Annotated in this window: 14 protein-coding genes; 10 read left to right on the top strand and 4 right to left on the bottom strand. The window is 71.2% G+C overall.

Going from position 1 to position 20,905, the window contains the following annotated elements; genetic code table 11:
- A partial coding sequence (locus GA0115233_RS29120) for a GH1 family beta-glucosidase (RefSeq protein WP_255310392.1) occupies positions 1-1,461 on the top strand: 1,461 nt, incomplete at its 5' end.
- 66 nt (positions 1,462-1,527) lie between these two features.
- Here GA0115233_RS29120 and GA0115233_RS29115 read toward each other — a convergent pair.
- Positions 1,528-1,923: a RidA family protein gene (locus tag GA0115233_RS29115; protein ID WP_176711979.1), complete on the bottom strand. Its 396-nt coding sequence runs from the start codon at positions 1,921-1,923 to the stop codon at positions 1,528-1,530.
- A gap of 97 nt (positions 1,924-2,020) precedes the next feature.
- On the opposite strand from GA0115233_RS29115, the gene GA0115233_RS29110 reads away from it, so the two are divergent.
- The gene (locus GA0115233_RS29110; RefSeq protein ID WP_093723301.1) at positions 2,021-3,001 is read left to right on the top strand and encodes a helix-turn-helix transcriptional regulator; all 981 of its coding nucleotides are present in this window, start codon (positions 2,021-2,023) and stop codon (positions 2,999-3,001) included.
- Positions 3,002-3,041: 40 nt separating this feature from the next.
- The gene (locus tag GA0115233_RS29105; RefSeq protein ID WP_093723300.1) at positions 3,042-3,968 is read left to right on the top strand and encodes a phytoene/squalene synthase family protein; all 927 of its coding nucleotides are present in this window, start codon (positions 3,042-3,044) and stop codon (positions 3,966-3,968) included.
- Positions 3,969-3,974: 6 nt separating this feature from the next.
- On the opposite strand, the gene GA0115233_RS29100 is transcribed toward GA0115233_RS29105, so the two are convergent.
- Positions 3,975-4,619 (bottom strand): dihydrofolate reductase family protein, encoded by a 645-nt coding sequence (locus tag GA0115233_RS29100; RefSeq protein WP_093723299.1) that lies wholly within the window; start codon positions 4,617-4,619, stop codon positions 3,975-3,977.
- Between the two features lie 277 nt (positions 4,620-4,896).
- On the opposite strand from GA0115233_RS29100, the gene GA0115233_RS29095 reads away from it, so the two are divergent.
- A complete protein-coding gene (locus tag GA0115233_RS29095) occupies positions 4,897-5,907 on the top strand; it encodes an aldo/keto reductase (protein WP_093723298.1) in 1,011 nt (336 codons plus the stop codon).
- A 43-nt stretch (positions 5,908-5,950) separates the two neighbouring features.
- A complete protein-coding gene (locus GA0115233_RS29090) occupies positions 5,951-6,370 on the top strand; it encodes an SRPBCC family protein (RefSeq protein ID WP_093723297.1) in 420 nt (139 codons plus the stop codon).
- On the opposite strand, the gene abc-f is transcribed toward GA0115233_RS29090, so the two are convergent.
- On the bottom strand, positions 6,352-8,025 hold the full coding sequence (abc-f, locus tag GA0115233_RS29085) for a ribosomal protection-like ABC-F family protein (protein WP_093723296.1): 1,674 nt from the start codon (positions 8,023-8,025) through the stop codon (positions 6,352-6,354). The two genes, GA0115233_RS29090 and abc-f, sit on opposite strands and share 19 nt — an antisense overlap.
- Before the next feature lie 322 nt (positions 8,026-8,347).
- On the opposite strand from abc-f, the gene GA0115233_RS29080 reads away from it, so the two are divergent.
- Positions 8,348-11,323 (top strand): carbohydrate binding domain-containing protein, encoded by a 2,976-nt coding sequence (locus tag GA0115233_RS29080; protein WP_093723295.1) that lies wholly within the window; start codon positions 8,348-8,350, stop codon positions 11,321-11,323.
- Between the two features lie 66 nt (positions 11,324-11,389).
- On the opposite strand, the gene GA0115233_RS29075 is transcribed toward GA0115233_RS29080, so the two are convergent.
- On the bottom strand, positions 11,390-11,653 hold the full coding sequence (locus GA0115233_RS29075) for a GlsB/YeaQ/YmgE family stress response membrane protein (protein ID WP_093723294.1): 264 nt from the start codon (positions 11,651-11,653) through the stop codon (positions 11,390-11,392).
- A 269-nt stretch (positions 11,654-11,922) separates the two neighbouring features.
- Between GA0115233_RS29075 and GA0115233_RS29070 the strand changes: the two genes are divergently transcribed.
- From GA0115233_RS29070 to GA0115233_RS29055, 4 genes are all read left to right on the top strand, one after another.
- Positions 11,923-12,810: a hypothetical protein gene (locus GA0115233_RS29070; RefSeq protein WP_093723293.1), complete on the top strand. Its 888-nt coding sequence runs from the start codon at positions 11,923-11,925 to the stop codon at positions 12,808-12,810.
- Positions 12,803-14,998 carry a bifunctional serine/threonine-protein kinase/ABC transporter substrate-binding protein gene (locus tag GA0115233_RS29065; protein WP_093723292.1) on the top strand — a complete coding sequence of 732 codons (2,196 nt, stop codon included), beginning with the start codon at positions 12,803-12,805 and terminating at the stop codon, positions 14,996-14,998. The genes GA0115233_RS29070 and GA0115233_RS29065 overlap by 8 nt, the downstream gene beginning before the upstream one ends.
- Positions 14,999-15,036: 38 nt before the next feature.
- Positions 15,037-17,154: a bifunctional serine/threonine-protein kinase/ABC transporter substrate-binding protein gene (locus tag GA0115233_RS29060; protein WP_093723291.1), complete on the top strand. Its 2,118-nt coding sequence runs from the start codon at positions 15,037-15,039 to the stop codon at positions 17,152-17,154.
- A 231-nt stretch (positions 17,155-17,385) separates the two neighbouring features.
- Complete coding sequence (locus GA0115233_RS29055) at positions 17,386-20,661, top strand: LamG-like jellyroll fold domain-containing protein (protein WP_093723290.1); 3,276 nt, start codon at positions 17,386-17,388, stop codon at positions 20,659-20,661.
- The last annotated feature ends 244 nt before the right edge of the window (positions 20,662-20,905 follow it).

Here is a 20,905-nt window from a genome sequence, read left to right as displayed (position 1 = left end):
ACCCCGAAAGGACTTACGTGGCCAGCGCAGCACGACAGACCGGATCCGACCCGCGGGCCGCCCGGGTCTTCCCCCAGGAACTTCCTGTGGGGCTCGGCGACCGCGTCGTACCAGATCGAGGGGGCGGCATCCGAGGACGGCCGCACCCCGTCCATCTGGGACACCTACGCCCGTACCCCGGGCCGGGTCCGCAACGGCGACACCGGTGACATCGCCACCGACCACTACCACCGCTGGCGCGAGGACGTCGCCCTGATGGCCGACCTCGGGCTCGGCGCGTACCGTTTCTCGCTCGCCTGGACCCGCATCCAGCCCACCGGCCGCGGGCCCGCCGTGCAGAAGGGGCTCGACTTCTACAAGCGGCTCGTCGACGAACTGCTCGACAAGGGCATCAGGCCGGTCGCCACCCTCTACCACTGGGACCTGCCGCAGGAGCTGGAGGACGCGGGCGGCTGGCCGGAGCGGGCGACGGCGGAGCGGTTCGCCGAGTACGCGGCGATCGCGGCGGACGCTCTGGGCGACCGGGTTCGGACCTGGACCACCCTCAACGAGCCCTGGTGCAGCGCCTTCCTCGGCTACGGCTCCGGTGTGCACGCCCCCGGCCGGACCGACCCGGTCGCCGCGCTGCGCGCCGCCCACCACCTCAACCTGGCGCACGGCCTGGCCGTTGAGGCGGTGCGCGAGCGGGCCGCGGCCGATGCCCAGTGCTCGGTCACCCTCAACATCCACCATGTGCGCCCGCTCTCCGGCAGCGAGGGCGACGCCGATGCCGTGCGCCGGATCGACGCGCTCGCCAACCGGGTGTTCACCGGACCGATGCTCCAAGGCGCCTATCCGGAAGACCTGTTGAAGGACACCGCGGGCCTCACCGACTGGTCCTTCGTGCAGGACGGCGACCTGGAGCGGATCCACCGGCCGCTGGACTTCCTCGGCGTCAACTACTACACGCCGACCGTCGTCTCGGAGGCCGACGGCAGCGGCACCCACACCTCGGACGGGCATGGCAGGAGCGACCACAGCCCCTGGCCGGGCGCCGACCGGGTCGCCTTCCACCAGCCGCCCGGCGACCGTACGGCCATGGGCTGGGCCGTCGACCCCACCGGTCTGTACGACCTGCTGCGCCGTCTGTCCGCCGACTTCCCGGACCTGCCGCTGATCATCACCGAGAACGGGGCGGCGTTCGACGACTACGCGGACCCCGAGGGCAACGTCAACGACCCCGACCGGATCGCCTATCTGCGGGGCCACCTGGCCGCCGTGCACCAGGCCGTCAAGGACGGCTCGGACGTGCGCGGCTACTTCCTGTGGTCGCTGCTGGACAACTTCGAGTGGGCCCACGGGTACGGCAAGCGCTTCGGCGCGGTGTATGTCGACTACCCGACCGGGACCCGTATCCCCAAGGCCAGCGCCCGCTGGTACTCCGAGGTGGCCCGCACCGGAGTGCTGCCCGCCACCGACTGAGCGCGGCCCTTCGTGCCCCCGCCCCCGTGTTCTCCTGACCGGAACCGGGGGCGGGAACGCGCTGCCTCACGCCACGGCGGTTCCCTCCAGCTCGACCATCAGGTCGGGGAGCGCCAGCCGGGTCACGCCGAGCATGGTGGTGGCCGGAGCCACCCCGGCGGCGCCCAGGCGTGCGGCCAGGACTCCGTAGTGCTCGAAGAGACGGTCGACGTCGGTGGTGTGGACGTTCAGCCGGACCAGATCGGCCAGCGACATGCCGGCCTCGTCCAGCACGGCCTCCAGGTTGTCCAGGGCCAGCGCCAACTGGGCCGCCATGTCACCGGGGTGCTGCGGTTTGCCGTCGCCGCTCATCGCGGTCTGCCCGGAGAGGTACAGGGTGCGGTGTTGCCCGGAGACCAGCTCGCCCTGGTTGTAGCCCAGTTCGACCGACCAGGGCCACGGGTTGACCGCCGTGCGTTCCATCGCCATTTCAACTCCATTCGATCTTCTTGGCGTTGCCCTGGTAAGCCTCCCGGTGAATCACGACATCCTTCGTCACGTATTTCGTTAGCGTTCTCGTATGCGGGCCGACCGGTTGATCTCCCTGGTGCTGTTGCTGCGTCAGCGCGGCCGGATGACGGCGTCCGCGCTCGCCCGCGAGCTGGAGGTGTCCACGCGCACCGTGCTGCGGGACATCGAGGCGCTGTCCGCGGCGGGCATCCCGGTCTACGCCGAGCGCGGCCGCCGCGGCGGTTTCGCGTTGCTGCCGGACTTCCAGACCGACCTCAGCGGACTCAACCGCGAGGAGGCGCTCGCCCTGCTGGTCGCCGGATCGGGGCGCGGGGAGCAGGTGTTCGGGCTCGGTTCGGCACTCGCCGCGGCCATGCGCAAGGTCGTCGAGGCACTGCCCGAGAGTCAGCGGGCCCTCGCCGGCGAGGCCGCCCAGCGCCTGCTCGTCGACCCGGAGACCGACCTGCTCAACCACCGCCTGGTCACCGAGGAACTCCCGGACCCCGCCATGCTCGTGGTCCGCCGCGCGGTCCTCTCGGGACACAAGCTGCGCATCCACTACGCCGCCACGGACCAGGCGCCCAAGTGGCGCACGGTGGACCCGATCGGCCTGGTGACGGTCCGCGACCGCGGCTACCTGCTCGCCACCCGCTCCGGCGCGGACCGCACCTACCGGCTGTCACGCATACAGGACGCCGAGGAACTCCCCGAGCCCGCCGAACGCCCCGGCCAGGTCGACCTGGACCGCATCTGGCGGGAACGAAGCGCGCGGTTCCTGACCTCCGGCGACCAAGTCACCGTACGGGCACGGGTCCACCCGGACCGACGGGACGAACTGACCGGCACCGCCCTGGCCGTACGAGCCGAGGAACCGGACCCGGACGGCTGGCTGCGCCTGGAGGTGACCTTCCAGGACGCCCGGCACGCGGAGTGGGCGGTGTGGCAACTCACCACGGACGTGGAGGCGTTGGAGCCGCAGTGGCTGCGCGCGCTGCTGCGGGAACGGGCGGCGGCGATCGTCTCGCGGTACGAACCGGACGCGGGCGCCTGAGACACTGGCCGACGGTACGAGCCCCACCCCGAGGAGAACCGTGACCCGCTGGTCCACCGCCCTGACCCGAGCCGGTGTCCGGGAGCCGGAGATGCGCGCGGACTACGACGCGCAGCGCCGGGTCGTACGGCGGTTCGAGCCGCACGCCTACCTCGCCGCGCGCCTGTTGCTGCCGCCGCGGCTGCACGCGCCGGTCGTGGCGGCCGTCGCCTTCATGCACCTGACGGACGAGTTGATCGACGCCGGGGAGGTCGACGCCCGCCAGGAGGCGCTTCGCGCGTGGGACGGGCAGGTCACGCAGGCGCTCAAGCAGGGCGGCTCGGACAGCTCCGCGCTTCGGGCCCTGGCCGACACCGTACGGCGGCACCCCCAACTGGGCTCCAGGGTCCGGGACTTCCTCGACGGCGCGGCGGTCGAGGCGTCCTGGACCGCCTTCGAGACGGAGGCGGACTTCCAGGCGTACGTCGACCAGTACTCCCTGCCCGCGCTGATGCTGACGGCCGCGCTCGTCGCCCCGGCGTCCGGGACGGAGCGGTACGCGCCTTTCCTGCGGTGCTGCCGGGAGCTGATCGAGGGCTGGCAGCGGCTCGACAATCTGGCGGACCTGCGCGAGGACGCGGAGCGGGGCCAGGTCGGCATCCCGCTCCACGCCTTCACCGAGCACGGGCTGAAGCCGCAGGAGCTGCTCGCCCAGTCGCCCGACGCGGTAGCGGTCGGGCGGCTCGTCGGTGCGCAGGCGGCGCTCGCGGGTGACGCGCTGCGCAGGGCGCAGGCCCTGCCCGAGCTGGTCGACGCCGAGTTCCGGCCCTTCGTACGCACCCTCGTCCGCGTACAGGAGCTGCGGCTGGAGGCCCTGCGGCGCAAGGGTGCCGCGGTCCTCACCGACAGTGTGCGGCCGCCTGTCCCTGCGGCGGTGCGGGTGCTGGGCCGTGAGGCTCTGCTGGTCCGGCGTGCGCGTCGGCGGTAGGCGAGGTCACCTGCGCCAGAACAGGTGATGGGTCACCCCGCTCGGGCTCGGCACGACCTCCAGGTGGAAGCGGTCGAGAAGCTCGTCAGGGGACTCCCACAGGTGCAGGCCGGTCCCCAGCTTCACCGGTGACACCGCCACGTGCATCGTGTCGACGAGGTCGGCGTCCAGGAACTCCCGGATCGTGGTGACCCCGCCACCGAGCCGGACGTCCTTGCCGTCGGCCGCCGCCCGTGCCTGTTCCAGGACTGCGGCGGGGTCGCCGTCGACGAAGTGGAACGTGGTGTCGGAGAGGGTGATCGACGGGCGTTTGTGGTGGGTGAGGACGAAGACCGGGGTGCGGAAGGGCGGCTCGTCGCCCCACCAGCCCTGCCAGTCGTGGTTCTCCCAGGGCCCGCGCTGGGGTCCGAACTTGTTGCGGCCCATGATCTCGGCGCCGATGTTCCGGGGGAAGTCCCGGGTGAAGTAGTCGTCGAGGCCCCGGGTGCCGCCGGGGTCGGTGCGCATGGGCCAGCTCGCCGTGGCCCCGGCCCAGGAGAACAGCCGCCCCGGGTCGACGTGGCCGAACGGCTTCTCCAGGGTCTGGTCCTCCCCGGCCGCGATGCCGTCGCTGGAGACGCAGAAGTTCATCACGCGCAGCAGCTGTTCCATGTGTGCCTCACCAAGTTCCGGTCGGGTCGTCGTGCGGCGTAGTGCCTCACATCCTGTCGTCGAACGGGAGGCGTCCGGATCGACAGCGGTCCGTGGTTCTTTTTCGGCACTCGATTGCGGTAGTCGCCGGGTGTCGGCACCACGCGAGTGCACCCGCCTTGCATTAGTCCGCGTCTGCAAGTATTGTCATTGCACGTAAGGCGCGCCCGCATGAAACAAGGGCGTACCCCCAGTACCCCCCTGGCGGATCACCGCCTCGCACACTCGAAAGCACCCCATGTCCTTGAAGAAGATCCTCCCCGGCCGGCTCGGCTTCGGTACGGCGCCGCTCGGCAACATGTTCCGGGCCATCCCCGACGACGAGGCCCGCGCCACCGTCCAGGCCGCCTGGGACCACGGCATCCGTTTCTACGACACGGCCCCCTTCTACGGCGCCGGACTCGCCGAGGAGCGACTCGGCGAGGTCCTGGCCGACAAGCCCCGTGACGCGTACGTGCTGTCCACCAAGGTCGGCCGCGTGATCCTCGACGAGCACGAGACCTCCACGCCGGACTTCGGCGAGAAGGGCGGACTGTTCGAACACGGCAACCCCAACAAGATCCTCCACGAGTGGACCGCCGACGCCACCGAGCGCTCCATCGAGGGCTCACTCAAGCGCCTGGGCACCGACCGGCTCGACATCGTCTGGGTCCACGACATCGCCCAGGACTTCCACGGCGACGCGTGGCTGGGGAAGTTCGAGGAGGCCCGCACCGGCGCGTTCCGCGTCCTGTCCCGGCTCCGCGACGAGGGCGTCATCAAGGCGTGGGGCCTCGGCGTCAACAAGACCGAGCCCATCGAGCTCACCCTCGGCCTCGACGAGCCGCGGCCCGACGGGTTCCTGCTGGCCGGCCGCTACACGCTCCTCGACCACGGGCACGCCCTCCAGCGGCTGCTGCCCATGGCTCAGGAACAGGGCGTCGACATGGTTGTCGGCGGCCCCTACAGCTCGGGCGTCCTCGCGGGCGGCAGCCACTTCGAGTACCAGCAGGCACCGGCCGCGATCGTCGAGCGCGTCGAAAGGATCAAGGCGCTCGCCTCCCGGCACGGCGTGAGCATCAAGGCCGCCGCCCTCCAGTTCTCCCTCGCCCATCCGGCGTCCGCCGCGGTCATCCCCGGCGCCACCCGCCCGAGCCGGATCGCCGAGGACACGGCCGCCCTGAACGAGTCGGTCCCGGCCGCCTTCTGGACCGACCTGCGCGCCGCGGGCCTGGTCAGCGAGGCCGCGCCGCTCCCCGGCGACGCCTGACGGCACTCCCCCGAGCAAAAGCCCCCCGAGAAGGAACAGCAGCATGGCTTCCACCTCCGTCAGCCACGTCGTGCCCGCCTCGCCCCAGCGGGTCTGGGACCTCATCGGCGGCTTCGACGCCCTCCCCGACTGGCTCCCCTACATCCCCGAGAGCACCGCTCTCGAAGGCGGCCGGATCCGCCGTCTGACCAACCCCGACGGCGACACGATCGTCGAGCGCCTCGTGGCGTTCAGCGAGGCCGAGCGCTTCTACACGTACGCGATCCTCGAAGCGCCGTTCCCCGTGACCGGTTACCTCTCCACCCTCCGCGTCCACGCCGTCCCCGGACGGGACGATGTCGCCGAGGTCCAGTGGTCCGGCCGGTTCACGCCCGACGGGGTGAGCGAGGCCGACGCGGAGGCCCTCTTCGCCGGGATCTACCGCGACGGCCTCGCCGCCCTCCGTCAGTCGCTCGCCGCCTGATCCCCGCAGCGCCCGCCGCACAGCTCCAGCCGCTCCCCTTCGAACTGCGCGCGGAAGGCCCGGTCGTGCGAGACCACGACCACGGCACCCGAGTACGCGGCGAGCGCCGACTGGAGGTCCTCGACCAGGTCGAGCGCGATGTGGTTGGTCGGCTCGTCAAGGACGAGGAGGTCCGCGGGGCGGGTCACCAGGGTGGCGATCTGCAGCCGCCTGCGCTGTCCCGCGGACAGATCGGCCACGGGGACGGACAGGTCCTCCTCGCGGAACAGACCCAGCGACAGAAGCTGTTCGGCGTACTCGTCGGGGAGTCCGGGGCGTCCGGCGGCGAACGCGCCGAGCAGCGGGAGCCGGGTCGTGTGCGGGGGCAGTTCCTGGGCGAGGTAGCCGATCCGGGCGGTGCGGCGCACGGTGCCGGTGTCCGGCTCCAGGTCGCCCGCGAGGACGCGCAGGAGCGTGGTCTTGCCCGCGCCGTTCTCACCGGTCACCAGCAGCCGTCGGCCGGGAGGGATCGTCACACGCCCGTCCAGGCGCAGCCGGTCACCGACCCGCACATCCTCCAACTCCACCAGGGCATCCGGGACTTCGGGCTCCTCCGCCGTCGCGATCGGCGTCGTGAAGCGGAGGGGTGCCGGTGGCTCCGGTACCGGGTTGCGCCGTAGCTGGTCCAGGCGCTCCCGGGCCGCGCGCACCTGGCCGCCGAGCTTCGCCTCGCTGGAGCGGCGGTGCTTGCCGAAGCCCTGCTTCGGGTCGCGGCCGGTGGTGGCGAGCCGCCGCCCCGCGGCTTCGAGCAGGTCCTCCGTCCGGGCCACCTCCTCGACCCAGTCCGCGTAGCGCTGCTCGGCGCCGCGCCGGGCGGCGGCCTTCGCGGCGCGGTAGCCGCTCCAGCCGTCGCCGTACCGGCGGACGGTGCACTCGTCGCGGTCGACCTCAAGGATCGTGGTGGCGATGCGCTCCAGGAAGCCGCGGTCGTGGGTGACCGCGACGACGGTGCCCCGGTGGGCGCGCAGGTGTTCCTCCAGCCAGTGCACGGCCGCCGCGTCGAGGTGGTTGGTCGGTTCGTCCAGGAGCAGCAGTTCGGGCGCGGCGGCCAGCACGCAGGCGAGGGCGAGCCGTGACTGCTCGCCGCCGGACAGCGAGCCGAGCGGGCGGTCACGGCTGATCCGGGCGAGCCCGAGTCCGTGCAGGGCGGCGTCGACGCGGGCATCCGCCGCGTAGCCGCCGCGTTCCTCGAATGCGATCAACAGGTCGCCGTAGGCCGCGAGTTGGTCGTCGGAGGCGTCCGCGAGGGTCTGTTCCGCCGCCCGGAGCCGGCGCTCCATGTCCCGGAGGTCGGCGAGGGCGAGATCGACGGCGTCCTGCACCGTGCGGGCCGGGTCGAGGTCGAGGGTCTGGGCGAGGTGGCCGACGCCGCCGGGGAACTCGACGGTGATCTCGCCGGCGTCGGGTTGTTCGGCGGCGGCGAGCAGCCGCAGCAGGGTGGACTTGCCGCTGCCGTTCTCGCCGATCACGGCGGCCTTCTCGCCCGGTCGGACGGTGAAGGAGACCTGGTCGAGGACGGTGCGGGTGCCGTAGGACTTGGTGACGTCCTTGACGGACAGCTGCGCCACGGCGGCGGGCGTGACGGTGGACAGGACGGTTCGGGCGCGGTCGCGCATGGGGCTTTCCCTGGGCATGCGAAGGGTCGACGGGCGGCGAGGACGGCGCAGGCGCCGTGCCCGGACTCAGACGAAGAAGAAGAGGAAAGCCATGTCTCCACCCTAGCAAAACGAACCGTCTCGTCTCCACTGGAGAACTTCCCCCTCGGCCCATGTGTGGCATGAACCCGCCACGGAGGGCCGTGTCAGATCTCTTTACGCCGACTTCACACGGCAGTAATTTCCAGCCTCGCAAGGACTTGCAGCAACTTTCTGACGATTCTTGCGTCGGTGTGCGCGGCGGCCTCCGCGCCCTGACGCGCTCTGCAATCGAGGGAGTCCCATGAAACGCAGTCCCGCCCGGCGGCTGAGACGACCGCTGACGGCGATGGTGATCACCGGCTCGCTGCTGAGCCTGGTGCACACCGTGCCCCGGACCGGCGAATCGCCCGCGGAACCGGTCGCGGAGACGGCCAACACGGCAACGGTCTTCTACTACACGAAGACCAGGAACTGGTCCCAGTACAACCTCCACTACGCCCCGGACGGCGGCTCCTGGACGACGGTTCCGGGCGTGGCCATGGAGGCGGCCTGCACGGACTGGGTGAAGAGGACGGTCGACCTGGGTACGGCCACCGGCCTCCAGGCCACCTTCAACAACGGCAGCGGCACCTGGGACAACAACGGCGGCGCCAACTACGCGCTGGGCACCGGGAACATCACCGTCAAGGACGGCGTCGTCGCCCACTCCGACCCCTGCGCCGACCCGGAGACACCGTCCGGCAACACGGCCACCGTGTACTACTCCACCGAGGCGTTCGGCTGGTCGACGGCGAACATCCACTACCAGCCCGCGGGCGGCAGTTGGACCACGGTCCCCGGGATCGGCATGCAGGCCGCCTGCACCGGATGGTGGAAACAGACCGTCGCCCTGGGCTCGGCGGCCTCGCTGAAGGCGGCCTTCAACAACGGCAACGGCACCTGGGACAACAACAACGGCGCCGACTACACCATCCCCGTCGGCACCAGCACGGTGAAGAACCGTACGGTCGTCAAGGACGCCGACGACCCGTGCGAGGCCGAGCCGCCCGACACCGAGGCCCCCACCGCCCCCACTGCGGTGAGTGCCAGCGCGGACGGTGTCTCGGTCGTCCTGACCTGGGAGGCGTCCACCGACAACGAGGGCGTCGCCAAGTACCAGGTCACCCGGAGCGGCGGCGGCGCGGGGTCGACCGTCACGGACGTGGGCTCAACCGTCCTCACCGACACCGGTCTTGAGGAGCGGACCGAGTACACCTACACGGTCCGGGCGGTCGACGCGGCCGGGAACGTCTCCCCCGCCTCCGAGGCGGTCCGGGTGACCACCGGCGCCCGGCCCGACGCGCCCGCGCCCGGCACCCCGCTGGGCACCGACCCGCGCAAGGACCCCATCTACTTCGTGCTCACCGCCCGCTTCCACGACGGCGACAGCGCCAACAACCGCGGCGGCAGCCAGCACGTGAAGTCGGGCAACGCCGCCCACGACGACCCCATGTTCCGCGGCGACTTCAAGGGCCTGGTCCAGAAGCTCGACTACATCAAGTCCCTCGGCTTCTCCGCCGTGTGGGTCACCCCGGTGGTCCTCAACCGCTCCGACTACGACTACCACGGGTACCACGGCTACGACTTCTACAAGGTCGACCCCCGGCTGGAGTCGGCGGGCGCCTCCTACCAGGACCTGATCAACGCCGCCCACGCCAAGGGCATGAAGATCTACCAGGACGTCGTCTACAACCACTCCTCCCGCTGGGGCGCCAAGGGGCTGTTCACACCTAAGGTGTACGGCGTCCGGGACGCGGAGTGGAGCTGGTACTACGACGAGCACAACGACGGCTTCGAGTACGACGGCCTCACCGTCGAGCCCAAGAGCGGCAAGTCGTACTACAACGGCGACCTGTGGTCGACCGCGGAGCCCTCCGGCAACACCTGCGTCAACTGGGGCAGGCCGACCGGCGGGAAGAGCGCCGAGGGCTACACCCTGTACAACTGCCAGTGGCCGAGCCCCACTTCGGGCATGTTCCCGAGCGCCTTCTACCACCGGTGCTGGATCGGCAACTGGGAGGGCGAGGACTCCCGTTCGTGCTGGCTGCACGAGGACCTGGCCGACTTCGACACCGAGAGCGCGGCAGTGCAGAACTATCTGATCGGCGCCTACAACAAGTACATCGACATGGGCGTCGACGGCTTCCGCGTGGACACCGCCGTGCACATCCCGCGCACCACCTGGAACCGCCGTTTCCTGCCCGCCATCCAGGAGCGCGTCACCCAGCGCTTCGGCGTTGAGGCGGCCAGGAACTTCTTCGTCTTCGGCGAGGTCGCCGCCTTCGTCAACGACAAGTGGAACCGCGGCTCGGTCAACCACTCCGCGCAGTTCTACACCTGGAAGGAGCGCAAGCAGTACGACGCCGACGACGCCAAGGCGGCGCTGGAGATGTACGAGTACGAGCAGCAGTTGGGCACGTCGAACCAGCCCACCTCCACCAACGCCTTCCTCCAGGGCAACAGCTACCACACCCCGGACCACTCGCAGTTCTCCGGCATGAACGTCATCGACATGCGGATGCACATGAACTTCGGCGACGCCCGCAACGCCTTCTCCAACGGAAAGGACTCCGACGACAGCTACAACGACGCCACGTACAACGTCGTCTACGTCGACAGCCACGACTACGGCCCCAACAAGTCCAGCGAGCGCTACGCGGGCGGCACCGACGCCTGGGCCGAGAACATGTCGCTGATGTGGACCTTCCGCGGCATCCCGACGCTGTACTACGGCTCGGAGATCGAGTTCCAGGCGGGGAAGAAGATCGACTGCGGCCCCAGCTGCCCCCTGGCCACCACGGGCAGGGCGTACTACGGCGACCACCTCGCCGGTGAGGTGAAGGCGGCCGACTTCTCGCAGGTGGAGTCCGCCTCCGGGGCCGTCGCCGCCACCCTGGACAAGCCGCTGGTCAAGCATGTGCAGCGGCTGAACCGGATCCGCCGGGCGATACCGGCGCTCCAGATGGGCCAGTACTCCACCGAGAACATCTCCGGCGGCATGGCCTTCAAGCGCCGCTGGACCAGCGGATCGACGGACAGCTTCGCGCTGGTCACCGTGACCGACGGGGCCGTCTTCTCCGGTGTCCCCAACGGCCGTTACGTGGACGCCGTCACCGGGGACGTCCGGCAGGTCACCGACGGCACCCTCACCGTGGCCGCGCCCGGCAAGGGCAACCTGCGGGTGTACGTGCTCAACGGCCCGGGGCGGATCGGCGCCCCGGGCCCCTATCTGAAGTAACCATGGCCCTCTGAGCGGGCCGTGCGCGTGCCACCCGGGTGCCCGGGACGGCGCGCGCACGGTCCGTCAGTGGCGCAGCTTGACCTTGTGGACCGCGGCGACACCCAGGGCCGCCAGGGCGATCTGGATCAGCCACTCCACCCAGTCGACGCCGTCGGTGTCTGCGACGTCCAGGCCGGAGGCGATGGCGGTGCCCACCAGTGCGGCGACGATGCCGATCGCGATCGTCCACAGGATGCCGATGCGCTGGCGGCCCGGGATGACGAGCCGGCCCAGCACACCGATCACGATGCCGATGACGATCGCGCTGAGGATGCCTGATATCTCCATGTGCGTACACCGCCCCTCACTCGTTGTTGACCAGGCGAGTGCCCGTTCGAATCGATTTCAGTCGGACCGCGGTGAAGGGACGGGATCACTGATGTGAGAAGGATCATGACGGCCGGCCGGAACCGTCCCGCATCCGGCCGGTGGCAATGTGCCAACTCCGTGCCAAGCGGGTCGAGTTGGAGTTCGAACGCCGTACGGTGCGCCACACTTCCTTCACATGCGCGTCGCCATGGGGCGAGCGCGCCTCGAAACGTGTGAGGGGGGCTGCGATGACCGAGTGGAGACCGGTCGTGGCAGCGGTGGCGGGGACGCTGCTGCTGGCCGGATGCACCAGTGGGGCGGACGGGAAGGACGCCGACAGGCAACCGACGGCTCCGACGCAGGACGCGAAGCCGACCGACAGCGCCGGGACGTCGGCGCCGGAGACCGCCGAGGAAGAGAACGAGCCGTACACGATGGCCGAGGAGCGGGCACCACGTACCCGGGCCGACGCGGTCGAGTTCGTACGCGGGCTGGGTACGCGACCGGACCACTTCGGCACCGGATTCCGCAAGGCGAGCCCGTACGAGAGCGACCCGGGCGAGTGGGCCGTGCTCGACGAGGAGTGCGTATGGCAGCGGGAACCGCTGCCCAGGACCGTGCTGGCCAGCCTCACCCGGAGGTTCGTCCTCCCGGCCAAGGGCGGCAAGGGGCCGGTTCAGGTCTCCCTCACGGTGACCGTGCACCGGGACACCAAGGCCGCGCGCCGGGACATGGCCGCCTCCCTGCAGGAGGCGCTGCGCTGTCCGGACCAGCGGCTGAACGCCACCGAGCGGGTGCGCGGACTGTACTCACGGGCCGATCCGTTCTCCGAGGGCCGCAACGGCGTCACCGACGACGATCTCGTCGAGACCGGCACGTATCTCGTGGACGGGGTGAAGGGCGAGTTCGTCTTCGACTGGTTCAAGTACCGGCTCGGCCCGGTCACCGTGGCCGCCACCGACCGGGTCGGCGCGGGCCACAGCAAGGAGGAGGCGCAGCAGATCGCCTCGGACGTGGCGCAGGGAGTCGCGCACACCGCGGCCGAGATCGACGGCATCGGCGGCAACCGGGCGCCGGGCGGCGGGGGCAAGGACAGTACCGGCGACAGCGACGAGAAGGGGGCGGGCGATGAGTGAGCCGCTGATTCCCTCCGACCCCTCCCGTATCGCCGGGTTCCGGCTGCTGCGGCGGCTGGGCGCGGGCGGCATGGGCGTGGTCTACCTCGGCCGGGACGCCGACGGCACGCTCGCCGCGGTCAAGGTCATCCGCGGGGAGAGCGCGGGCGACGACGAGTTCCGGGCGCGGTTCGCGCGTGAGGCCGAGCTGGCGCGGCGGGTGACCAACCGCTGGGTGGTGCCGGTGCTCGGCGCGGACGCCGAGGCCGCCGAGCCGTGGCTGGCCACCGCGTTCGTGCCCGGCCCCTCCCTGGTCGAGGCCGTCGCCGAGCACGGCCCGCTGCCGATCACGACCGCACGCTCCCTGGGCCGTCTGCTCGCCGAGGCCCTCGTCGACCTGCACGCGGCCGGGCTGGTCCACCGGGACGTGAAGCCCGCCAACGTGCTGCTGGCCCTGGACGGACCGAGGCTGATCGACTTCGGCGTGGCGCGGGCCGAGGACGACATCGCGCTGACCGCCTCCGGGATGGTCGTCGGCAGCCCCGGCTTCCTCTCCCCCGAACAGGCCCAGGGCCACACCGCGACCTCCGCCAGCGACGTCTTCTCGCTCGGCAGTGTCCTCGCCTACGCCCTGACCGGCCGGCCGCCCTTCGGCACCGGCGCGCCGGAGGCCCTCCTCTACCGCACCGTCCACGACGAGCCGGCGCTCGACGGGATCGAGGACGAGGACACGCGTGCCCTGGTGGCCCGCTGTCTGTCCAAGGAGCCGGACGAGCGGCCCAGTGCCGAGGAACTCGGATCGCTGCTGGCCGAGGACGGTCCGGACGACGGTCTGCGCCTCCCCGACCCGGTCGCGCGCATGATCGCCGCGCGCTCCGCCGAGGGCCTGGCGCTGCCCGATGTCGAACCGACCGAGGTGGACCGGTCCGCCGCGGTGACCCTGCCCGCCGAGCCCCGGGACGAGGTCCCGAGCCGTCCGAGCCGCCGCCGACTGCTGCTCGCCGGCGGCGGGTTGCTGCTCGCCGCCTCCGGCGCGGGCGCCGCTGTCCTGCTCGCGAGCCGCGACGACGATGACGACAAGCCCACCGCGTCCCGCCCGACGTACGTCCTGGGCGTGCACACCTCCGAGTCCGCCGACCTGGTCAGCCGGGTCAGCGAGCGGGCCGCCCGGCTCGCGGTGGCCCAGCACAACGCCGCCCCGGGCCGCGCCTACGACCTGAAGGTCCGCGTGCTGCGGGACAAGGGTGACGCGGCCGGCGCCCAGCAGGTGGCGTCCCGGTTCACGGCGGACCGGGACGTGGTGGCCGTCCTCGGACCGGTGACCGAGCTGCCGATGCGGTCGGCGGCGAAGGTGTACGGGCAGGCCGGGCTGGCGCACGCGTCGAGCACGACCGGCCAGCAGGACTACTACGTCACCTCGCCCAAGGTGTCCTTCCAGACCGGGGTGGCACACGCCTCGCTCGGCGCGTGGATCGCCTTCCACGCCCAGATGACCGGGCGGCTGGGACGTCTCGGCGTGGTCCTGGACCGCTCCGGCGGTACGACCATCCAGGACCAGACCACCCTGCTGGTCCAGCAGTGGCGGGACGGCTTCGGGGCCGAGGTGGTGCCGCGGGTGGTCGCCGAGGAGACCGGCGACGGCCCCCTCGCGGTACGCGAGCTGCTCGCCGCGGACGTGACCGCGCTCGCCTACCTCGGTCCGCTGGACGCCACCGTCGCCGCGGCCGGACAACTCGCGGAGGCCGGGTTCGACGGCCCGCGCTGGATGCAGCACCTGCTGCACGGCTCGGACTTCCCCAAGCGCGCCGGGGAAGCGGGCGAGGGCTGGTACGTCATCGACGCCGCCGTCGATCCCTCCGCCCTGACCAGCAAGGAGGCACGGGAGTTCACCGCCGCCTGGCGCAAGCGCTACGGGGCCGCTCCGGAGCCGTACGCCGCGGAGGCGTACGACACCGCCCGGCTGCTGCTCGCCGAGTTCGCGCGGACAGTGCCCAAGCGCAAGGGGCGCCGGCCCGCGCGGGCCGCACTCGGTGAACGGCTGGCCGAGGCGAAGTACCAGGGCATCGCCCGGACGTACGCTTTCGGTGACTACCACCAGTTCACCACCGAAAACGACGGCTGGCTGAGCGGCACCTACATACACGAGGTGCGCGACGGGCGGTTCCAGCAGCTCGGGTCGCTGGCCGATCTCAGCTCCGCTCGGGGCTGAGGCGGAAGGACGGTTGGGCAGACAGAGGGGGGCGTGGCGTGGATCGGCTGCTGCCGTCCGACCCGTCCGCGATCGGTGAGTACCGGCTCGCGGCACGGCTCGGCGCGGGTGGGATGGGCGTGGTGTACCTGGCGCGCTCGCCGCGCGGCACATGGTGTGCGCTGAAGTCGATCCGCGCCGAGCACGCCGACGACCCGGGGTTCCGCGCCCGCTTCCGGCGCGAGACCCAGCTCGCCGAGCGACTCGGCGGGCGCTGGACCGTGCCGGTCGTGGCGGCCGACGCCGAGGCCCGCTCCCCCTGGCTGGCCACCGCCTATGTGCCGGGGCCCTCGCTCGCCGAGGCCGTCGCACGGTACGGGCCGTGGCCGGTGGCGCATCTGCGCAGTCTGGGTGCCGCGCTGGCCGAGACGCTGGAGGAGGTGCATGCCTGCGGTCTCGTCCACCGGGACGTGAAGCCGGGCAACATCCTGCTCGCCGCCGACGGTCCGCGTCTGATCGACTTCGGTATCGCGCGGGCGGTCGGGGTGACGGCGCTCACCACCGACGGCTCGGTCATCGGCTCCCCGGGTTACCTCTCGCCCGAGCAGGCGCGCGGCCGTACGGTGGGGCCGCCGAGCGACGTGTTCTCGCTGGGCTGCGTCCTGGCCCACGCGGCCACCGGCCGCCCGGTGTTCGGGCACGGCGGTGTGGCGGGAGTGCTGTACCGGACGGTGCACGAGGAGCCCGATCTGGAGGGCATGCCCGAGGCGCTGGACGGGATCGTACGGCGATGTCTGGCCAAGGAACCCGAGGAGCGGCCGTCGGTCGGTGAACTGCGGGAGTTCTTCGGCGAGTTCGACGGGCGGACCTGGCTGCCGGAGGGGCTTGCGGCGCTGGTGGCGGCGCGTGCCGGGCGGGTGCTGGACCTGCCGGTGCCGCAGGGCACCGTGCTCGACGCGTCCCCGGTGACGGCCGAGGCCGAAACCCCGGAGGCGGCGCCCACCCCAAGGCGCCGGGTGCTGGCCATGAGCGGCGCGGTACTGGGCGTCGGCACGATCGGCGTGGGCAGTTGGTGGCGCTGGGGGCGCTCCGGACCGTCCGGTACGACCGGGTCCGGACCGCTGCCGCGCCGGGTCGTCGGGCTGCTCGGCGACAAGTCGGACCCCGCCTTCGCCGCACAGGAGCGCGGCGCCCGGATCGCGATCGGCGAGCACAACGCCCGTACGGGGCGGGCCTTCGACCTCGTCCTGCGTATCGCCGACGGCGGCGGCACCGCGAAGGGGGCGGTCGCGGCCGTCGGCCGGCTGGTCGCGGACCCGGAGGTGGCCGTCGTGGTCGACGCAGGCGACAACGCGACAGCGCCCGCCGTGGTCCAGCCGTGCACCCAGGCCGGGGTCACCCACCTGGTGGTCCGGGCCGACACCAACGAGCTCGACACCGTCAACGTCACCTCCACCCTGCTGATGCGGCCCACGAGAACGGCCGGGCCCCCGGCGATCGTGCGCTATCTGAACCGGGTGGTGAAACCGGGCCGCACGGCGGTCGTGCACGATCTCACCGACACCGAAGCGACCCTGCCGACGGTCCGCAGTGTCACCGTGTACCAGAAGCTCACCGGCGAGGTCGGTGTCGAGGAGGTCGCCGAGGGGCGGGGGTTCGACGCCGTGGCCCGGCGGATCGCGGACCGGGGCGACGACGCGGTGCTCTTCGTGGGCGCCCGCCCCGACCGGGCCGCGGCCTGCGCCCGTGCCCTGCGCAGGGCGGGGTACCGCGGGCCGTGCGTGACGGACGAACACGCGCTGGGGGCCCGGTTCCTGACGGAGGCGGAGGGCTGGATGGTCGGGACGGGGTACACGGACGCCACCGCCGACCCGCGCGGCAAGACCTTCGCCAAGGCGCACCGCGACCGCTACGGCACCGCCCCCGTACCCTGGGCGGCGGAGGCCTACGACACCGTCCGCTTCGCCGCGCACGGTCTGACCGCCGCGGGCGATGAGGCCCGTGCGACCCTCCGCTCCGAACTCCTGCGCAAGCCCTGGCAGGGCATCACCCGCCGGGTCAGCTACGACGCCGACGGCGGGTTCTTCGAGGCCCTCGACGACCCCGGCTGGTTCCTGTACCGGGTGACCGACGGCTCCCCGCGTTTCGTCTCGGCGGCGGACGACATCGGGCACTGACGGCGCCCTTGTTGCGCCGTACTGACAACCCCCCTTCTGTGCAGGCCGGAAACCCGTCCGTCGCCATGGCCGGGATCCTGCCTTTCGTGATGCCCGTTCAACTGTGTGCTGCGCGAGGTCTGGACAGCCCTGTGAGGCCGTGTTGTCATACCGCTGTCACCGGGTTTCCAACGTTGAAAAGGCGGTGCCGGGCACCCCACCGGTCACGGCCTCTGCACGAGGAAAGGTTCCATGACAGAACACCGCACCCGCCCGAGAGCCAGAATGTGGGCGCTGCTCGCCGCAGCCGCCCTGATCCTCCCCCCGATGGGCCTGATGCCGAGCGCGGTCGCCGCCGAGCAGTCGGCGGACGCCTCCGCAACAGCCGCCTCGCAGGACGCCGTTCAGACCCACGGGCTGAAGGGCGAGTACTTCCGTATGTCCGCCCCCGGCGCCCGTGACTTCGCCGAACTGGGCGGCACCCTGCTCGACCCGCAGATCAATTTCTCCGGACTGACCAGCACCTTCGAGGAGTTGACCGGCCGGACCGAACACACCACGGCCCGCTGGACCGGCAAGCTGACCGCCCCCACGACCGGCGACTACACCTTCCACGCCATCGGTGACAATGGCTTCCGGCTTTTCATCGACGGCGAGCCCGTCATCGACCACTGGGTCGGCGACTGGGACCGCGAGCAGACCAGCAGCCCCGTGCGGCTGACGGCCGGTGAACCGCACGAGTTCCGGCTGGAGATGTTCCAGGACACCGGCGGCGCCAACATGTTCCTGCGCTGGTCGACCCCGACGCTGCCCAAGCAGCTGGTGCCGATGTCGGCGTTCACGCCGCCCGACGACTTCGAGATCTATCCGGTGGAGCCGTCCGTGAAGGAGGACGGCAAGCGGGTGCGGCTGCGCTTCGACGGCCGCGTCGGCGGACTCGGCACGGTCAAGGAGCACCTGAAGATCGAGGCGGACACCACCGCCATGCCCATACGCTCGGTCACCTCCTACCCCGGCGACCGCAACTCCGCCCTCGTCACCCTCTCCGAGCCCGTCCAGAAGAACCAGCAGGTCCGGGTCTCCTACGACGGACAGGGCGGCCTGAGCGCCGGCGGCGAGAGCGTGCCCAAGCTCATCCGCTACGCCGAGAACGACTCCGCCCACCGGCTCACCACCCCGTGGGGCGACAAGGTCGACACCAAGAACCCGCTGCCGGAGTACCCGCGCCCGCAGCAGGTGCGCTCGCAGTGGAAGAACCTCAACGGGCCCTGGCAGTTCAGCGGGGCCGAGGAGGGCGAGGAGCCGGTCTTCGGCAAGAACCTCGACGAGAAGATCATCGTCCCGTTCCCGGTCGAGTCCCAGCTCTCGGGCCTGGAGCGGCACGAGGACCACATGTTCTACCGCAAGCTGGTGGACGTGCCGAGCAGCTGGAAGGTCGGCAAGGGCGACCGGAACAACCGCCTGAAGCTCAACTTCGGCGCCGTGGACTACAAGGCGCGCGTCTACGTCAACGGCACGAAGGTCGCCGACCACACGGGCGGCTACAACGCCTTCAGCGTCGACGTCACCGACGCCCTCAAGGGCACCGGCAAGCAGGAGATCGTGGTCGCGGTCACCGACACCGGCGGCGCCAACCAGCCCATGGGCAAGCAGACCACGAACCCCGGCGGCATCTTCTACACGCAGACCTCCGGCATCTGGCAGACCGTGTGGATGGAACCCGTGGCCGCCGCGTCCATCGACGACATCGTTGCCACGCCCGACATCGACACCTCCTCGCTCGCCATGAAGGTCCGCTCCGACGCCGCCTCGTCCACCGCCCGCGTGGAAGCCGTCGCCCGTGACGCACGCGGCAAGGTCGTCGGCCGGGTCAGCGGTCCGGCCAACAAGGACCTGCGACTGCCGGTGGCGAAGCAGCACTTGTGGACCCCGGACGACCCCTACCTCTACGACCTCGACGTCCGGCTCACCGACGGCCGCAGCACCGACCGCGTCAGCAGCTACTTCGGTATGCGCGAGGTCGGCATCAAGAAGGTCGGCGGCTTCAACAAGCTCGTCCTCAACGGCAAGCCGATCTTCTCCCTGGCCACCCTAGACCAGGGCTTCTGGCCCGACGGTCTGTACACCGCGCCCAGCGACGAGGCCCTCGCCTTCGACCTCAAGGCGCACAAGAAGCTCGGCTTCAACGCGGTCCGCAAGCACATCAAGGTCGAACCGGACCGCTGGTTCTACCACGCGGACAAGCTGGGCCTGCTCATCTGGCAGGACTTCGTCTCCGGCAACATCACCAACGAGACCGGCCAGAAGGCCTTCGTCGACCAGGGCCGCGAGATGATGCGCCAGCACCACAACTCCCCGTCCGTCATCGGCTGGATCGTCTTCAACGAGGGCTGGGGCGAGTGGAACCGCGAGGAGACCGGCCGCATCACCGACGCGGTCAAGGAAGCCGACCCGTCCCGTGTCGTCAACGCCCACAGCGGTGTCAACTGCTGCAACTCCAAGGGTGATTCGGGCCGCGGCGACATCATCGACCACCACGACTACAACAACACCGACCCCGCCTTCCCGGATGAGCGGCGGGCCGCCATGGACGGTGAGCACGGCGGCTTCACCCTGCGCACCCCGGGCCACATGTGGCCGGGCGCGCCGACCGTGATCTACAGCGGCGTCACCACCAAGGCGGAGCTGACCCGCAAGTACGTGGAGAACACCGAGCAGTTCTACCTCGACCAGGCGGGCGCCGAGCTGTCCGGCTCGGTCTACACCCAGATCACCGACCTGGAGAACGAACTCAACGGCCTCTACACCTACGACCGGCGCGAGATCAAGGTGGACCCGGCCCCGGTACGGGACATCAACCGCAGGATCATCGCCGCCGGCGCCGCCGCGGGTTCACAGAAGCCGCTCACCGGTGGCGGGCACTGGAAGCTCGACGAGAACTCCGGCACCACGGCCGACGACGAGGGCCCCAACGACCGGCCCCTCACCCTGCGCGAGGGCGCGTCCTGGACTCCCGGCGTGAGCGGCAGCGCGCTGAAGTTCGACGGCCAGAAGCAGTACGCCGAGACCGCCGGCCCGGTGCTGGACACCGCGGGCAGCTACTCGGTGGCCGCCTGGGTCCGCCTGGACCAGGTCCCGGGCAACTACGCCACCGCGGTCAGCCAGGACTCCCGCGCCACCGCCAACTCCTTCTACCTCCAGTACGGACACGGCAACTTCGCCTTCAGCACCCCCGACGAGCGCCGCGCCACGGCACCCGTCAGCGTGGAGCGCGGCCGTTGGTACCACCTCGTCGGCGTCCGGGACGCCACGACCAACCAGATCCGGCTCTACGTCGACGGTGAACTCGCGGCGACTGCCACGGGCGGCGCGGCGCTGCCGAGCACCGGACCGCTGACCGTGGGCCGGGCGCACTGGGACGGCTCGAAGGTCGACTTCTGGAACGGCGCGGTCGACGAGGTCCACGCGTTCGACAAGGCGCTCACCGCGAAGGAGGTGGGCGACCTCTACGGGGACGAGAAGCCTTGATCGGCGGGGTCTGCGAGGCGGATCCGTGAAGCGGACCTGTGAAGCGGACCTGTGAAGCGGACCTGTGAAGCGGATCTGTGAAGCGGATCTGTGAAGCGGCCCCGGTGGCGGGAGGTGCACGACTCCCGCCACCGGGGCCGTTGCCGTCGGCGTCGGCGTCGGTTCACCGCCCGAGCCCATCCGGCCCCGTGGGGCGGGAACCGGCCAAGGGGTGCCGTGCGTTTCCCCGAGGGACGAGTGATTG

The organism is Streptomyces sp. DI166 (genome assembly GCF_900091315.1).
In the GTDB taxonomy this organism is placed as follows: Bacteria; Actinomycetota; Actinomycetes; order Streptomycetales; family Streptomycetaceae; genus Streptomyces; species Streptomyces fuscus.
The sequence above is the reverse complement of the archived record's forward strand: the minus strand, read 5'-3'. Positions and strand labels throughout refer to the sequence as shown.

Excerpts from the sequence above, each read along its gene's own strand:
- GA0115233_RS29100 (WP_093723299.1), bottom strand. The coding sequence starts at position 4,619 with ATGGAACAGCTGCTGCGCGTGATGAACTTCTGCGTCTCCAGCGACGGC.
- GA0115233_RS29110 (WP_093723301.1), top strand. The coding sequence starts at position 2,021 with ATGCGGGCCGACCGGTTGATCTCCCTGGTGCTGTTGCTGCGTCAGCGC.
- GA0115233_RS29065 (WP_093723292.1), top strand. The coding sequence starts at position 12,803 with ATGAGTGAGCCGCTGATTCCCTCCGACCCCTCCCGTATCGCCGGGTTC.
- GA0115233_RS29075 (WP_093723294.1), bottom strand. The coding sequence starts at position 11,653 with ATGGAGATATCAGGCATCCTCAGCGCGATCGTCATCGGCATCGTGATC.
- GA0115233_RS29090 (WP_093723297.1), top strand. The coding sequence starts at position 5,951 with ATGGCTTCCACCTCCGTCAGCCACGTCGTGCCCGCCTCGCCCCAGCGG.
- GA0115233_RS29095 (WP_093723298.1), top strand. The coding sequence starts at position 4,897 with ATGTCCTTGAAGAAGATCCTCCCCGGCCGGCTCGGCTTCGGTACGGCG.
- abc-f (WP_093723296.1), bottom strand. The coding sequence starts at position 8,025 with ATGCGCGACCGCGCCCGAACCGTCCTGTCCACCGTCACGCCCGCCGCC.
- GA0115233_RS29115 (WP_176711979.1), bottom strand. The coding sequence starts at position 1,923 with ATGGAACGCACGGCGGTCAACCCGTGGCCCTGGTCGGTCGAACTGGGC.
- GA0115233_RS29055 (WP_093723290.1), top strand. The coding sequence starts at position 17,386 with ATGACAGAACACCGCACCCGCCCGAGAGCCAGAATGTGGGCGCTGCTC.
- GA0115233_RS29070 (WP_093723293.1), top strand. The coding sequence starts at position 11,923 with ATGACCGAGTGGAGACCGGTCGTGGCAGCGGTGGCGGGGACGCTGCTG.
- GA0115233_RS29080 (WP_093723295.1), top strand. The coding sequence starts at position 8,348 with ATGAAACGCAGTCCCGCCCGGCGGCTGAGACGACCGCTGACGGCGATG.